Origin of the sequence: Streptomyces sp. NPDC048142 (genome assembly GCF_043202835.1) — a bacterium.
Classification (GTDB): Bacteria; Actinomycetota; Actinomycetes; order Streptomycetales; family Streptomycetaceae; genus Streptomyces.
Genome location: NZ_JBIDBC010000004.1, coordinates 68,129 through 82,609, shown reverse-complemented (window position 1 = coordinate 82,609; position 14,481 = coordinate 68,129). Strand labels below are relative to the sequence as shown.

Sequence of the window (14,481 nt, the reverse complement as noted above, 5' to 3'; positions counted from 1 at the left end):
CGAAGGAATCCGTCATGCTCCGCACAGTCCAGCGCACCCGGCTGACCGCCGTGGCCGCGTCCGCCCTGCTCCTGTTCGGAGCCGCGGCCTGCGGCTCCGGCGACAGCGATGACGCCACCGCGCCGCCCGCCGACAGCGCGCAGAAGGGCGCCTACCCGGTCTCCCTCGACCACAAGTACGGCGAGACCACCCTCAAGTCCGAGCCGCAGCGCATCGTCACCGTCGGCCTCTCCGACCAGGACGCCGTGCTGGCCCTCGGCAAGGTCCCCGTCGGCACCACCGAGTGGCTCGGCGAGTTCAAGGGCGCCATCGGCCCCTGGGCCGAGAAGGCCCTCGGCGACAAGCCCCGGCCCACCGTCCTGCACGACGACGGCACCGGGCCCCAGGTCGAGAAGATCGCCTCCCTGCGCCCCGACCTGATCCTCGCCCTGTACTCGGGCCTCACCAAGGACCAGTACCGCACCCTCTCCAAGATCGCCCCGGTCGTCGCCCAGCCCAAGGACGGCCCGGACTGGTCCATCTCCTGGCAGGACCAGACCGAGGTGGTCGGCACGGCCCTCGGCAGGAGCGAGGAGGCAGCGGCGCTGGTCGCGAAGACCGAGAAGCACATCACCGACGCCGCCGCCGCGCACCCCGAGTTCAAGGGCAAGAGCGCCGTCATGGCCACCCCGTACGAGGGCATGTACGTCTACGGCCCGCAGGACAACCGCTCCCGGCTGCTCAACGGTCTCGGCTTCCAGCTCCCCACCGACCTGAGCGCGGTCGTCGGCGACGCGTTCGGCGCGAACATCAGCAAGGAGCGCACCGACCTCCTCGACACCGACGCCGTCGTCTGGCTCGTCACCGACCCCGCCAAGGACACGAAGAAGCTCCACGCCGACCCGCTCTACGGCAAGCTCGGCGTGGCGAAGGAGGGCCGCGAGGTCATGGTGAAGGAGAGCAGCCACTTCGGCAGCGCCGTCTCCTTCGTGAGCCCGCTCAGCCTCCCGTACACCGTCGACCGGCTGGTCCCGATGCTGGCGGCCGCCGTCGACGGCAGGACGGACACGAAGGTCGAACACCCCGCGTCCTGACGCCGTCCCCCGGTCCGTCCCGCCGCCGGCGGGGCGGACCTTCCCCCGCCGACCGACCGCCCGTGAGGAACCGGACCGTGGAGCCAGCCCCGTGACCCGCCCCGCCCGATGGCGACCCGCCCTGCTCGTGGCCGTACTCGGCGCGGTGCTGGTCCTGTTGTGCCTGCTCTCGCTCGGCCTCGGCGCCCTCCGGATCCCGCCCGGCGAGGTGATCAAGGCTCTGCTGGGGCAGCCGACCGGACCCCGGATCGAGGACGTCATCCGGTCGGTGCGCGTGCCGCGTACGGCGCTGGGTCTGGCGGCCGGGGCGGCGCTCGGCCTCTCCGGCTGCGTGATGCAGGCGCTGACCCGTAACCCGCTGGCCGACCCCGGCATCCTCGGGGTCAGCGCCGGGGCGGCGTTCGCCATCGTGATCGCCGCCGGGGTCGCCGGGATCGGCTCGCTGCTCGGCTACATCTGGTTCGCGTTCGCCGGGGCGATGGCGGCGAGCGTCGCCGTCTATCTGCTGGGCCGGCTGGGGCGTTCGGGGTCGACCCCGGTGAAACTGGCCCTGGCCGGAGTCGCGGTCACCGCCGTCCTGTCCTCGCTGACCAGCGCCGTCGTCCTCACCGATCCGGCCGCGCTGGACCGCTTCCGGTTCTGGTCGGCCGGATCGCTCGCCAACCAGGACGCCTCCACCGTGCTGCGGATCCTGCCCTTCCTCGGGCTCGGCGCCCTCCTCGCCCTGGTGAGCGCCCCGGCCCTCAACAGCCTCGCGCTCGGCGACGACGTGGCCGCCTCGCTCGGCCGCAGACTCGGCCTCGTCCGCCTCCAGGGCGTCGTCGCCGTCACCCTCCTGACCGGCGCGGCGGTCGCGGTGATCGGCCCCGTCGTCTTCATCGGCCTGGTCGTCCCGCACGTCGCCCGGGTCCTCGCCCAGTACGCCGGACTCGGCCCGGACCACCGCTGGCTGCTGCCGCTCTCGGCCGCGCTCGCCGGGGCCCTGCTGCTCGCGGCGGACATCCTCGGCCGGGTGATCGCCCGGCCCGTCGAGGTGCAGGCCGGGATCATCGTCGCCTTCATCGGCGGGTCGTTCTTCATCGCCCTGGTCCGCCGACGCCGCCTCGCGGAGGTATGACCATGACCACCGACACCCTGCCCGCGAAGTCGGCCGCCCGGCCCTTCCGGCTCGCGTTCCCGCCGGTCTCCGGGACCCTGCGCCCCCGTCAGCTCGCCGTCTGCGCGGGACTCCTCGTCGCCGTGTTCGCGGCGCTGTGCTGGCACGTCTCCATCGGCGACTACGGGATTCCGCTCGCCGACGTCGCCCGCGCGCTGACCGGCTCCGGCGACGCGGGAACCCTCCTCGTCGTCCAGGAACTGCGGCTGCCCCGCGCCGTGACGGGCCTCCTCGCGGGCATCGCGTTCGGCATGTCCGGCGCGCTGTTCCAGACGATGACCCGCAACCCGCTGGCCAGCCCCGACATGATCGGCCTCACCCAGGGCGCCGGGACAGCCGTCGTCGCCGGCATCGTGCTCGGCTGGGACTTCGGCCTCGGCACCCAGGCCCTCGGCCTTCTCGGGGCCATCACCAGCGCCCTGCTGGTCTACGGGCTCGCCTGGCGGCGCGGCACCACCGGCTACCGGATCATCCTCGTCGGCATCGGCGTCTCCTGGGTCTGCCTCAGCGCCACGGACTTCCTGCTCGCCCGGGGCGGCCGTGTCCAGGCGCAGGCCGCCCTCGGCTGGCTCGTCGGGAACCTCAACGGCCGCGACTGGCAGCAGGCCGCACCGCTCGCCGCCTCCCTCGTCGTCCTGGTCCCCGCCGCCCTGCTCATCGGCCGGCTGCTGCGTACGCTGCAACTGGGCGACGATGTCGCCAAGGGGCTCGGCACCCGGGTCCAGGCCGTCCGCCTCACCGTCCTCCTCACCGGCGTCGGCCTGGTCGCCTTCGCGACCGCCGCCGCGGGACCGGTCGCCTTCGTGGCGCTCGCCGCCCCGCAGATCGCCCAGCGGCTGTGCCGTACCGCCTGGCCGCCGCCGCTCGCCGCCGGACTCACCGGCGCCCTCGTCGTCCTCGTGTCCGACGTCCTCGCACGCGAACTGATCCCCGGCACCGAACTGCCCGTGGGGACCGTCACCGGAGTGCTCGGCGCCCCGGTGCTGCTCTGGCTGCTCATCCGCGTCAACCACGCGGGCTCAGGAGGCTGACCCATGTCCACCGCCGAACCCGACCTGCGGGCCGAGGGCCTGCACCTGGGCTACGACGACCGGGCCGTCGTCAGCGGCCTCGACCTGGCCGTGCCGCCGGGCCGGATCACCGCCATCGTCGGCGCCAACGCCTGCGGCAAGTCGACCCTGCTGCGCGCCCTGGCCCGGCTGCTGGCCCCCCGCGAAGGCGCGGTCAGCCTGGACGGACGGGCCCTGCACGCCATCCCCACCAGGGAGCTGGCCCAGAAGATCGGCATCCTCCCGCAATCGCCGGTCGCCCCCGAGGGCCTCACCGTCATCGACCTGGTCAACCGGGGCCGCTCCCCGCACCAGACGTGGTGGCGGCAGTGGACCAAGACCGACGAGCAGGCGGTGCACGACGCGCTCGCCGCCACCGGCACCACCGACCTCGCCGACCGCGCGGTCGACGAACTCTCCGGCGGCCAGCGTCAGCGCGCCTGGATCGCCATGGCCGTCGCCCAGGGCACTCCGGTCCTGCTCCTGGACGAACCGACCACCTACCTCGACCTGGCCCACCAGATCGACGTCCTGGATCTCGTCGTCGACCTCAACCGGCGCGAGGGACGCACGATCGTCATGGTCCTGCACGACCTCAACCAGGCCTGCCGGTACGCCGACCACGTCATCGCGATGAAGAAGGGCCGCATCGTCGCCGAGGGCGCCCCCGCCGACGTGATCACCGCCGAAACGGTCGAGGACGTCTTCGGCCTCCGCTGCCAGGTGACCACGGACCCGGTGAGCCGGACCCCGCTGGTCATCCCGGTCGGCCGGCACCACACCCCGGACCCCGAGGAGCCGGAGAGGACCGTCGCCTGACAGGCCGGCAGGGGCGCGCGGCGGGCCCCGGAGTGGCCCACCGCGCGGCGGGACCCTGAGTTGGCCCACCACATCGGTACGCGATTGGCCCAGGAACCCGCGCCCATCGCGTCCTAGGCTTGGTCCATGAGTACCGGTCACCGCACCTCCGTCGACTTCTTCTTCGACCCCGCCTGCCCGTTCGCCTGGATCACCTCCCGCTGGATGCTGGAGGTCGAGCAGCGGCGCGCCATCGACCTGCGCTTCCGCCCCATGAGCCTGTATCTGCACAACGAGGGCAACGACCTGCCCGACTGGTACCGCGAGCTCGTCGACAAGTCGATCGGGCCGGTCCGGGTCGCCGTCGCCGCGGCCGCCGAGCACGGCGACGGTGTCCTGCGGGACCTCTACACCGCGCTGGGCACCCGGATCCACCAGCACAAGGAGGAGGACTTCGACGCCGTGATCGCCGCCTCCCTCGCCGAAGCGGGCCTGCCCGCCGAGCTGGCCGGGGCCGCGCACTCGACGGCGTACGACGAAGAGGTCGCCCGCAGCCACGACGCGGGCAAGGATCCGGAGCAGGGCGCGTACGTGGGCACGCCGACGATCCACGTCGACGGCACGGTGTGGTTCGGCCCGGTCCTGAACGCGATCCCGCGCGGCGAGGAGGCCGCTGAACTCTTCGACAGCTTCCGGGTGCTCGCCAACCACCAGGGCTTCTTCGAACTCAAGCGCAGCCGTTCGGGTGGCCTGTCCTACGACTGAACCCTCCGGGGCCGCCCGTGAGCCCACCCCGGGCATCGCCCGGGGGCGGCCGTGATTCTTGTCGTTCTCGGCCTCGCGCCGGCCCTGGACCCGCCTGCCGCGCGGGAAGGTGAGCGGGGTCTGGTAGGGGAAGTGGTCCTCGCGACCGCGCCCGCTAAGGGCTGTCCCGCCAGGGATGACGGGACAGCCCTTAGCGGGCGCCCCCGGGCCTCACGCCGACAGCGAGGCCCTCACGGTCACCCGCGCCTCGTCGTACCGGTCCAGCAGCAGCCGCGCCAACTCCGGTGCGGCGCCCAGCACGTCGGCCAGCACGTCGGCCCCGGCCGCTTCGGCGCCCGCCGCGATGCGGTCGGGGAGCCGGCCGGGCGCGATGACGTACGGGGCCACCGCCACCCGCTCCACGCCCTCGGCGCGCAGGGCCCGTACCGCGTCCTCGGTACGGGGAAGCAGTGCGGAGGCGAACGCAGGCCGCACGGCGCACCAACCGGTGTGCCGCAGCTCCCGCGCGATTTCAGCGATCACTGCGATCGCCTCCGGGTCTGTGGATCCCGCCGAGGCCAGGACGAGCCCGGTCCGGGGGAGGTCGCCGGGACGGACCCCGGCCTCCCGCAGCCGCCGCCCCAGGGTGGCGTCGAGCAGCGGGGACGGGCCGAGGACGTCGGCCTGCCGGATGTGCAGGCGCGGCAGCCGGGCGCGGGCCTCGCGCAGGACCGAGGGGATGTCGGTCTTGGCGTGGAACGCCCGGGTGAGCAGCAGCGGGAGGGCGACGACCTCGTCCGCGCCCTGTGCGGCCAGGCGCTCCAGCACGCGGGGCACGGAAGGCGCGTTGAACTCCAGGAACGCGGTCTCCACGCGCAGCCCCGGCCGCTCGGCCCGGACCCGCTCGGTGAGCGCGTGCACGGTCGCGGCGTGCCGGGGGTCGCGGCTGCCGTGGGCGATGACGAGGAGAACGGGACGGGGCATGGCGTGACTCAGTTCTTGACGAGGAGACCGCGGCTGCGCAGCACCCACCGCTCCAGCGGACTGAAGACGAGCAGGTCGATCGCGATACCGACGAACAGGATGAGCAGGATCGAGAGGAAGATCCCGGGCAGGTCGAAGTTGCTGCGGCCGTTCTCCAGCAACTGCCCGAGCCCCAGGCCCAGATCGGGCGAGGAGGCGATGATCTCGGCGGCCATCAGTGAGCGCCAGGAGAACGCCCAGCCCTGCTTGAGGCCTGCCAGATAGCCGGGCAGCGCCGCCGGGAGCACGATGTGCCAGGTCCCGCGCAGCCCGGTCGCGCCCAGCGTGCGGCCCGCCCGGAGGAACAGCGGCGGCACCTGGTCGACGCCGGAGACCAGCCCGTTGGCGATCGAGGGCACCGCGCCCAGCAGGATCACCGCGAACATCATCTGGTTGTTCAGGCCGAGCCAGATCACCGCCGGGGCCACCCACGCGACCGACGGCAGCGACTGGAGCCCGGACAGGATCGGGCCGATCGCGGCCCGGACCAGCTTCACCCGGGAGACCAGCAGCCCCAGCGGCGTACCGATGGCGACCGCGAGCAGGAAGCCGAGCAGACCGCGCGAGACGCTGGTCCAGACGACCTCCAGCAGCGTGCCCTTGAGCCACATCTCCCGGGCGCTGTCCCACACGGCGGACGGCGGCGGCAGCTTGTAGACCTCGGTGATCTGGGCGCGGACCAGCAGCTCCCAGATCACCAGGACCAGTGCGCCTGCCACGACGGGCGGCAGCACCTTGCTCAGCAGGACCTCGCGCACCGGGGTACGGCGGATCTGCACGGCGTCCAGGGCGTCGAGCCCGGCCTCCAGGCCCGCCAGGTCGTCGGGTTTCGCGTCGCCCGGTCCGGCCGCCCGGTCCGGCCGCTTCCGGTCGGACGTGATGTCAGTGCTGGCCATGTCGGCGGATCTCCCCACGCAGTTCTTCGGTGATCTCGACGGACAGCTCCGCCACGGCGGTGTCCTCGATACGGCGCGGCTGCTCGATGCCGACCGTCCACTCCCGGGCGATCCGGCCCGGCCGGGACGACAGCAGCACGACGCGCTGCGCGAGCCGCACGGCCTCGCGCACGTTGTGTGTGACGAAGAGGACCGAGGCGTTCGTCTCCCGCCAGATCCGGGTCAGCTCGTCGTGCAGCACATCGCGGGTGATGGCGTCGAGCGCCGCGAACGGCTCGTCCATCAGCAGTAGTTGGCTGTCCTGGGCGAGGGCGCGGGCCATCGCGACGCGCTGCCGCATACCGCCGGACAGCTCGTGCACCCGCTTGCCGTACGCCCCGCCGAGCCGGACGAGCTCGAGCAGCCGCTCCGCCTCGGTGCGGCGCTCCGACTTCGGCACCCCGCGCAGCCGCAGGGCCAGTTCGACGTTCTTGCCCGCGGTCAGCCAAGGGAAGAGGGCGTGCTCCTGGAACATCAGGGCCGGCCGCCCGCCGGGGGTCTCGATGGTCCCCTTAGACGGGCGGTCGAGTCCGGCCACCAGATTCAGCAGCGTCGACTTCCCGCACCCCGAGGCTCCCAGGAGGGTGACGAACTCACCGGGAGCGACGTCGAGAGTGATGTCGTCCAGCACGAGCTGCTGACCCGTGGGCCCGGCGAAGGACTTCGAGACGTGCGCGAGACGGGCTGCGTGCTCGACCGTCGTACGGGCCTCGGCCTCGGCCTTGGTGAGGGTGGGGGTCGCCATGGTCGTCACCTCCTGGGAATCCTGGATCCGGGTACGGGTATGGGTCGGGCGGGTGGGCTACTCGACGCCGAGGCCGGCGTCGGCGACCTCGGGCCGTCCCTCGGCCTTGAGGATCTTGTTCAGCGGGCCCAGGTCGTAGATGCCCCGGAGGTCCGGCTCCTTGAGCAGACCGGACCGCACGGAGTGCCCGGCCTGCGTCCTGAGCGTGTCGGCCAGCGGGTCGTCGGTGACCTCGATGGACTCCCACGCAGGGTCGAGGATCTCCTTGGGCAGCGGCTTGCCGCTCAGGGCCTCCAGCGCCTTGTTGGCGGAAGCCTTGGCCTTCTCGGGATTGGCGTTGATCCACTTGTTGGTGGCGACCGAACCCTTCAGCACCGCCTCGACCACGTCCGGGTGCTCCGCCAGGAACTTCTGCGACACGACGATGTTCGTGATCACGAACTTCCTGTCCGGCCACAGGTCCCTCTCGTCGAGGAGGACCTCCGCACCCTCGGCGACCAGCTGGGAGGCCGTCGGCTCGGCCACCCACGCCCCGTCCACGTCCCCGGACGTGTAGGCGCCCGGCGTCACCTTGTTGTCCGAGCGGACCACGGAGACATCGCCCTTGCCGCTCTGGGCGTCGACCTTCCAGCCCTTCTCGGAGATCCAGTCGAGGAAGGCCACGTCCTGGGTGTTGCCGAGCTGCGGGGTGGCGATCCTCTTGCCCTTGAGGTCGTCCAGGGTCGTGATCCTGTCCGGGTTGACGACCAGCTTCACCCCGCCGGAGGCCGAACCGGAGATGATCCGCAGCCCCTCGCCCTGGGACCTGGCGTAGCCGTTGACGGCGGGGGAGGGGCCGATGAAGCCGATGTCGATGGACCCGGCGTTCAGCGCCTCGATCTCCGAGGGACCCGCGTTGAAGGCCGTGGACTCGACCTGAGTGCCGCCCAGTTCCTTCTGGATGGTGCCTTCCCGGATACCGACCAGGGCGGTGGCGTGCGTGAGGTTCGGGAAGTAGCCGATCCTCACGGTGTCGGAGGAGAGCTTCTTCCCCGTGGCGGAGACCTTCGGCCTTCCGGCGCCGTCCTCGGCCTGGGAGCCGTAACCGCACGCGGTGGCCGCCAGGGCGAGCAGCGGCAGGGCGGCGACAGCGACGAGGCCGCGGCGAACGGTGGGACGGGGGGCAGGCACGGGAGGCATTCCTCTCGTCGGCCCGGTGCTCACGTCCCGCTGGTGGTCAGGGGGGCGCGGCCGGGAGGGCGGCTGGTCTTCGGCGGTACGGACGGGGCGGGAGGGCGCGCGAGCAGTGCGCGTACGTCATCACGCACATCGCCCGACTCCGCCCTGACCTCTCCCGAGCTCTCGAATGCGCCCGACCGGGGGGCGCCCCCTCCCGAGGGCGCCGCTGCCCACCCGGCCGGCGGCCTTCGCGAAGGCGGAGAAGCGGCCGGTGGCCATCAGAAGTCCCACTCGGCGTCGTCGCCGGCGGCCCGGCCGACGGCCTCGGCGGCCGCGGCGAACGAGGCGCCCGCCATGCCGGCGCTCAGCGTCGTACCGTCCGCCGGGTCGATCAGCAGGAACGAACCGGTGCGCCGGGAGTCGGCGTACGCGTCGAGCGCGAGCGGCTCGGCGGTGCGCACGACGACCCGGCCGATGTCGTTGGCGACCAGCTGCCCGGGGGCCGGGTGCTGGGAGAGGTCGTCCAGGGTGAGCCGCGAGGGGATGTCCTTGACGATCGCCTTGACCGTACGGGTGGTGTGCTTGAGCAGCACCCGCTGGCCCACCGAGAGCGGCTGGTCGGCCACGTGGCAGACGGTCGCCTCGACGTCCTGGGTGACGGCGGGGGAGTCGTCGGCCGGGGCGATCAGGTCGCCGCGCGAGATGTCGATGTCGTCGGCCAGCCGGAGGGTCACCGACTGCGGCGCCCAGGCGATGTCGACGCTCTCCCCGAGCGCCTCGATGCCGGTGATCGTGGTGGTGCGCCCCGAGGGGAGTACGGAGACGGACTCGCCGACCCGGAACACCCCGGCCGCGATCTGACCGGCGTAGCCCCGGTAGTCGGGGTGCTCGGCGCTCTGCGGGCGGATCACGTACTGCACGGGGAAGCGCGCGTGGCAGGCGGTCAGGTCATGGCTGACCGGCACCGTCTCCAGGTGCTCCAGGACGGTCGGCCCGCCGTACCAGTCCATGTGCGCGGACGGCTCCACCACGTTGTCCCCGGCCAGCGCCGAGATCGGGATCGCGGTGATCTCCGGGACGCCGAGGGATGCGGCGTACGCGGTGAACTCCTTCGCGATCGCCGCGAACACGGGCTCCGCGTAGTCGACCAGGTCCATCTTGTTGACCGCGAGCACCACGTGCGGGACCCGCAGCAGCGCGGCGACGGCGGCGTGCCGGCGGGTCTGCTCGACGACCCCGTTGCGGGCGTCGACCAGGACCACGGCCAGCTCGGCCGTGGAGGCGCCGGTCACCATGTTGCGGGTGTACTGCACATGGCCCGGGGTGTCCGCGAGGATGAACCGCCGCCGGGCGGTGGCGAAGTAGCGGTAGGCGACGTCGATGGTGATGCCCTGCTCGCGCTCGGCCCGCAGCCCGTCGGTCAGCAGCGCCAGGTCCGGCGCCTCCTGACCACGGCTCAGCGAGGCCTGCTCGACGGCCTCCAGCTGATCGGTGAGGATCGACTTGGAGTCGTGCAGCAGGCGTCCCACGAGGGTCGACTTGCCGTCGTCGACCGAACCGGCCGTGGCGAACCGCAGCAGGGTGGTGGCCGAAAGCTGTTCGGCCGACAGGATGGATGTGGTCATCTTAGAAGTACCCCTCGCGCTTGCGGTCTTCCATCGCGGCCTCGGACATCTTGTCGTCGGCGCGGGTCGCGCCCCGCTCGGTGAGCCGGGAGGCGGCGATCTCGGTGATCACGGCGTCCAGCGTGGTGGCGTCGGAGTCGACGGCACCGGTGCAGGACATGTCGCCGACCGTGCGGTAGCGCACCAGACGGGTCTCGGTGGACTCGTGCTCCTTCGGCCCGCCCCAGTGACCCGCCGTCAGCCACATCCCGCCGCGGTTGAATACCTCGCGCTCGTGGGCGAAGTAGATCTCCGGGAGCTCGATGGACTCGCGCTCGATGTACTGCCAGACGTCCAGCTCGGTCCAGTTGGAGATCGGGAAGACCCGGACGTGCTCGCCGGGGGCGTGCCGGCCGTTGTACAGCTGCCACAGCTCGGGGCGCTGGCGGCGCGGGTCCCACTGCGAGAACTCGTCGCGCAGCGAGAAGACCCGCTCCTTGGCCCGCGCCTTCTCCTCGTCGCGCCGCCCGCCGCCGAACACCGCGTCGAAGCGGTGCTGCTGGATCGCCTCGGTGAGCGGGACCGTCTGGAGCGGGTTGCGGGTGCCGTCGGGGCGCTCACGGAGCTTCCCGGCGTCGATGTACTCCTGCACGGAGGCGACGTGCAGCCGCAGCCCGTGCTTCTCGACCGCACGGTCGCGGTAGTCCAGGACCTCGGGGAAGTTGTGCCCGGTGTCCACGTGCAGCAGCGTGAACGGCACCGGCGCGGGCGCGAACGCCTTGAGCGCCAGATGCAGCATCACGATGGAGTCCTTGCCGCCGGAGAACAGGATCACCGGCCGCTCGAACTCCCCCGCCACCTCGCGGAAGATATGGACCGCCTCCGACTCCAGGGAGTCCAGGTGGCTGAGCGCGTACGGGTTGACGGTGCCTTCCGGCACGGTGGCGACGGTGCTCACGCCAGGCCCCTCTCGGTGAGCAGCGCGTGGAGCGCCGCTGCGGACTCCTGCACGGTCTGCTGGTGCGACTCGATCCGCAGGTCGGGCGATTCGGGGGCCTCGTAGGGGTCGTCGACCCCGGTGAGACCGCTGATCTCGCCGGCCGCCTGCCGGGCGTACAGCCCCTTCACATCCCGTACGGAGCACACCTCGACGGGCGTCGCGACGTGCACCTCCAGATACGTGGTGGACTCGGCGGTGTGCCGCTTGCGGACGGCCTCGCGGCTGTCGGCGAACGGGGCGATGACGGGGACCAGCACCTTCACGCCGTTGGCGGCGAGCAGTTCGGCGACGAAGCCGATCCGGGCCACGTTGGTGTGCCGGTCCTCGCGGGAGAAGCCGAGGCCCGCGGAGAGGAACTCGCGGATCTCGTCGCCGTCGAGCACCTCCACCCGGTGGCCCTCGGTCCGCAGCCGGCCCGCCAGTTCGTACGCGATGGTGGTCTTGCCCGCGCTCGGCAGACCGGTCAGCCAGATCGTGGCTCCCGTCTCCGTCACGCTCATCGAAGTCTCCTGATCAGTCGTCATCAGCCGTGCAGCCCGCATTCGGTCTTGCCCCGGCCGGCCCAGCGGCCGGCCCGTGCGTCCTCGCCCTCCAGCACCCGGCGGGTGCAGGGCGCGCAGCCGACGGAGGCGTAACCGTCCATCAGCAGCGGGTTGGTGAGCACCCCGTGCTCGGCGACGTAGGCGTCCACGTCGTCCTGGGTCCAGCGGGCGATGGGGGAGACCTTCACCTTGCGGCGCTTGGCGTCCCAGCCCACGACCGGGGTGTTCGCCCGGGTCGGGGACTCGTCGCGGCGCAGGCCCGTCGCCCACGCGGCGTACGCGGTCAGGCCGTCCTCCAGCGGCTTCACCTTGCGCAGTGCGCAGCACAGGTCGGGGTCACGGTCGTGCAGCTTCTCGCCGTGCTCCGCGTCCTGCTCGGCGACGGTCCGCCGGGGGGTGATCGTGATGACGTTGACGTCCATCACGGCGTCCACCGCGTCCCGCGTCCCGATGGTCTCCGGGAAGTGGTAGCCGGTGTCCAGGAAGACCACGTCCACGCCCGGCAGCACCCGCGACGCCAGGTGCGCGACCACGGCGTCCTCCATCGAGGAGGTGACGCAGAAGCGCGGTCCGAAGGCGTCGGTCGCCCACGTCAGGATCTCGGTGGCGGAGGCGTCCTCCAGCTCCCGTCCGGCCTGCTCGGCCAGCTCCTGGAGTTCCCGGTCGGTGAACTCTCCACTCAGCTGAGTGCCCGTCATGTTCCGTCCCCTTCACCGTCGTTGCGCTGAACGCCCCGGGTCAGCAGGCCCAGGAACTTCAGCTGGAACGCACGGTTGCAGGAAGCACATTCCCAGGCTCCGTGACCGGTCTCGTTGGGTCGCAGGTCCTCGTCGCCGCAGTACGGGCAGTAGAACGGGGCGGCTCGCTCGCTCATGACAGCGACTCCGCACCGGCGCGCGCCGCCCAGGCCGCGAAGCGCTCGCCGTCCTCGCGCTCCTCCTGGAACCGGCCGAGCACCCGCTCGACATAGTCCGGCAGTTCGGCCGAAGTGACCTTCAGGCCGCGGACCTTGCGGCCGAACCCGGCCTCCAGACCGAGCGCCCCGCCGAGGTGCACCTGGTAGCCCTCGACCTGGTTGCCCTCGTCGTCCAGCATCAACTGGCCCTTGAGACCGATGTCCGCGACCTGGATACGGGCGCAGGCGTTCGGGCAGCCGTTGATGTTGATGGTGATCGGGTGGTCGAACTCCGGGATGCGGCGCTCCAGTTCGTCGATGAGGGAGGCGCCGCGCGCCTTCGTCTCGACGATCGCCAGCTTGCAGAACTCGATGCCGGTGCAGGCCATCGTGCCGCGCCGGAACGGGGACGGGATGGCCCGCAGGTCGAGCGCCTCCAGGCCGGCGACCAGGGATTCCACCTGCTCCTCGGCCACGTCCAGCACGATCATCTTCTGCTCGGCGGTGGTCCGCACCCGGCCGGAGCCGTGCGCGTCGGCCAGCTCGGCGATCTTGGTGAGCGTGCTGCCGTCGACCCGGCCCACCCGCGCGGCGAAGCCGACGTAGAAGCGGCCGTCCTTCTGCCGGTGCACCCCGAGGTGGTCGCGCCAGGTCTGCGCGGGCTGCTCGGGCGCGGGCCCGTCGGTCAGCTCGCGCTTCAGGTACTCGTCCTCAAGGACCTGGCGGAACTTCTCCGGGCCCCAGTCCGCGACCAGGAACTTCAGCCGGGCGCGGGTGCGCAGCCGCCGGTAGCCGTAGTCACGGAAGATCCCGATGACCCCGCCGTACACGTCGGCCACGTCGTCCAGCGGCACCCAGGCGCCGAGCCGCACCCCGAGCTTGGGGTTGGTGGAGAGGCCGCCGCCGACCCAGAGGTCGAAGCCGGGGCCGTGCTCGGGGTGGTTCACGCCGACGAACGCGATGTCGTTGATCTCGTGCGCCACGTCCAGCTGCGGGGAGCCGGAGACCGCGGACTTGAACTTGCGGGGCAGGTTGGAGAAGTCGGGGTTGCCGATGAACCGGCGCTGGATCTCGTCGATCGCGGGCGTGCCGTCGATGATCTCGTTCTCGGCGATGCCCGCGACGGGCGAGCCGAGGATCACGCGGGGCGTGTCACCGCAGGCCTCGGTGGTGGACAGGCCCACCTCTTCGAGCCGCCGCCAGATCTCCGGCACGTCCTCGATCCGGATCCAGTGGTACTGCACGTTCTGCCGGTCGGTGAGGTCGGCGGTGCCGCGCGCGAACTCCTGCGAGATCTCCCCGATCACCCGCAGCTGCTGCGTGGTCAGCCGGCCGCCGTCGATGCGGACGCGCAGCATGAAGTACTTGTCGTCCAGCTCCTCCGGCTCGAGCACGGCCGTCTTGCCGCCGTCGATGCCGGGCTTGCGCTGGGTGTAGAGCCCCCACCAGCGCATGCGTCCGCGCAGGTCGTTCGGGTCGATGGAGTCGAAGCCGCGCTTGGAGTAGATCGTCTCAATACGTGTCCGTACGTTGAGACCGTCGTCGTCCTTCTTGAACTGCTCGTTCCCGTTCAGGGGGGTGTGGTGTCCCACGGCCCACTGGCCCTCGCCACGGTGGCGTCCGGCCTTGCGGCGGGGCGTGGTGGTCGCAGGCTGTTCCGGGGTAGCGGCCATGACAATACGTCCTTCGGGACTGCGGGAGGGCGGCTCTGATCAGCACACTCGCGCTGAGGCGCGGCGGTGCGCAGGGGTGGTTCAGA

General features: G+C 71.9%; 15 protein-coding genes. 5 read left to right on the top strand and 10 right to left on the bottom strand.

Features of this window, described 5'->3' with window-relative positions; all coding sequences use genetic code 11:
* Positions 1–14: 14 nt before the first annotated feature.
* The 5 genes from ACGF2Y_RS07385 to ACGF2Y_RS07365 all read left to right on the top strand — a co-directional run bounded on the left by ACGF2Y_RS07385 (position 15) and on the right by ACGF2Y_RS07365 (position 4,841).
* Positions 15–1,073, top strand: coding sequence for an iron-siderophore ABC transporter substrate-binding protein (locus tag ACGF2Y_RS07385; protein WP_392943849.1), 1,059 nt, complete (start codon positions 15–17; stop codon positions 1,071–1,073).
* A 91-nt stretch (positions 1,074–1,164) separates the two neighbouring features.
* Positions 1,165–2,190, top strand: a complete 1,026-nt coding sequence (locus ACGF2Y_RS07380; RefSeq protein WP_392943847.1) for a FecCD family ABC transporter permease — start codon at positions 1,165–1,167, stop codon at positions 2,188–2,190.
* The gene (locus ACGF2Y_RS07375) at positions 2,187–3,260 is read left to right on the top strand and encodes a FecCD family ABC transporter permease (RefSeq protein ID WP_392943845.1); all 1,074 of its coding nucleotides are present in this window, start codon (positions 2,187–2,189) and stop codon (positions 3,258–3,260) included. The genes ACGF2Y_RS07380 and ACGF2Y_RS07375 overlap by 4 nt, the downstream gene beginning before the upstream one ends.
* Positions 3,261–3,263: 3 nt before the next feature.
* Complete coding sequence (locus tag ACGF2Y_RS07370; RefSeq protein ID WP_392943843.1) at positions 3,264–4,097, top strand: ABC transporter ATP-binding protein; 834 nt, start codon at positions 3,264–3,266, stop codon at positions 4,095–4,097.
* Positions 4,098–4,223: 126 nt separating this feature from the next.
* Positions 4,224–4,841 (top strand): DsbA family protein, encoded by a 618-nt coding sequence (locus ACGF2Y_RS07365; RefSeq protein WP_392943841.1) that lies wholly within the window; start codon positions 4,224–4,226, stop codon positions 4,839–4,841.
* 210 nt (positions 4,842–5,051) lie between these two features.
* On the opposite strand, the gene ACGF2Y_RS07360 is transcribed toward ACGF2Y_RS07365, so the two are convergent.
* From ACGF2Y_RS07360 to ACGF2Y_RS07315, 10 genes are all read right to left on the bottom strand, one after another.
* Entirely contained in the window at positions 5,052–5,804 is a 753-nt protein-coding gene (locus ACGF2Y_RS07360) for a sirohydrochlorin chelatase (protein ID WP_392943839.1), read from the bottom strand.
* Positions 5,805–5,812: 8 nt separating this feature from the next.
* Positions 5,813–6,739, bottom strand: coding sequence for an ABC transporter permease (locus tag ACGF2Y_RS07355; protein WP_392943837.1), 927 nt, complete (start codon positions 6,737–6,739; stop codon positions 5,813–5,815).
* Entirely contained in the window at positions 6,726–7,523 is a 798-nt protein-coding gene (locus ACGF2Y_RS07350; RefSeq protein ID WP_392943835.1) for an ABC transporter ATP-binding protein, read from the bottom strand. The genes ACGF2Y_RS07355 and ACGF2Y_RS07350 overlap by 14 nt, the downstream gene beginning before the upstream one ends.
* Positions 7,524–7,580: 57 nt before the next feature.
* Entirely contained in the window at positions 7,581–8,693 is a 1,113-nt protein-coding gene (locus ACGF2Y_RS07345; RefSeq protein ID WP_392943833.1) for an aliphatic sulfonate ABC transporter substrate-binding protein, read from the bottom strand.
* A gap of 266 nt (positions 8,694–8,959) precedes the next feature.
* Positions 8,960–10,306: a sulfate adenylyltransferase subunit 1 gene (locus ACGF2Y_RS07340; protein WP_392943831.1), complete on the bottom strand. Its 1,347-nt coding sequence runs from the start codon at positions 10,304–10,306 to the stop codon at positions 8,960–8,962.
* A 1-nt stretch (position 10,307) separates the two neighbouring features.
* Positions 10,308–11,243 carry a sulfate adenylyltransferase subunit CysD gene (gene cysD, locus ACGF2Y_RS07335; protein WP_392943829.1) on the bottom strand — a complete coding sequence of 312 codons (936 nt, stop codon included), beginning with the start codon at positions 11,241–11,243 and terminating at the stop codon, positions 10,308–10,310.
* A complete protein-coding gene (cysC, locus tag ACGF2Y_RS07330; RefSeq protein ID WP_392943827.1) occupies positions 11,240–11,785 on the bottom strand; it encodes an adenylyl-sulfate kinase in 546 nt (181 codons plus the stop codon). Before cysC ends, cysD begins: the two co-directional genes overlap by 4 nt.
* 23 nt (positions 11,786–11,808) lie before the next feature.
* Positions 11,809–12,525, bottom strand: coding sequence for a phosphoadenylyl-sulfate reductase (locus ACGF2Y_RS07325; RefSeq protein WP_392943825.1), 717 nt, complete (start codon positions 12,523–12,525; stop codon positions 11,809–11,811).
* Positions 12,522–12,701, bottom strand: a complete 180-nt coding sequence (locus tag ACGF2Y_RS07320) for a hypothetical protein (RefSeq protein WP_392943823.1) — start codon at positions 12,699–12,701, stop codon at positions 12,522–12,524. The genes ACGF2Y_RS07325 and ACGF2Y_RS07320 overlap by 4 nt, the downstream gene beginning before the upstream one ends.
* Complete coding sequence (locus tag ACGF2Y_RS07315; RefSeq protein ID WP_392943821.1) at positions 12,698–14,395, bottom strand: nitrite/sulfite reductase; 1,698 nt, start codon at positions 14,393–14,395, stop codon at positions 12,698–12,700. Before ACGF2Y_RS07315 ends, ACGF2Y_RS07320 begins: the two co-directional genes overlap by 4 nt.
* Between the last annotated feature and the right edge of the window lie 86 nt (positions 14,396–14,481).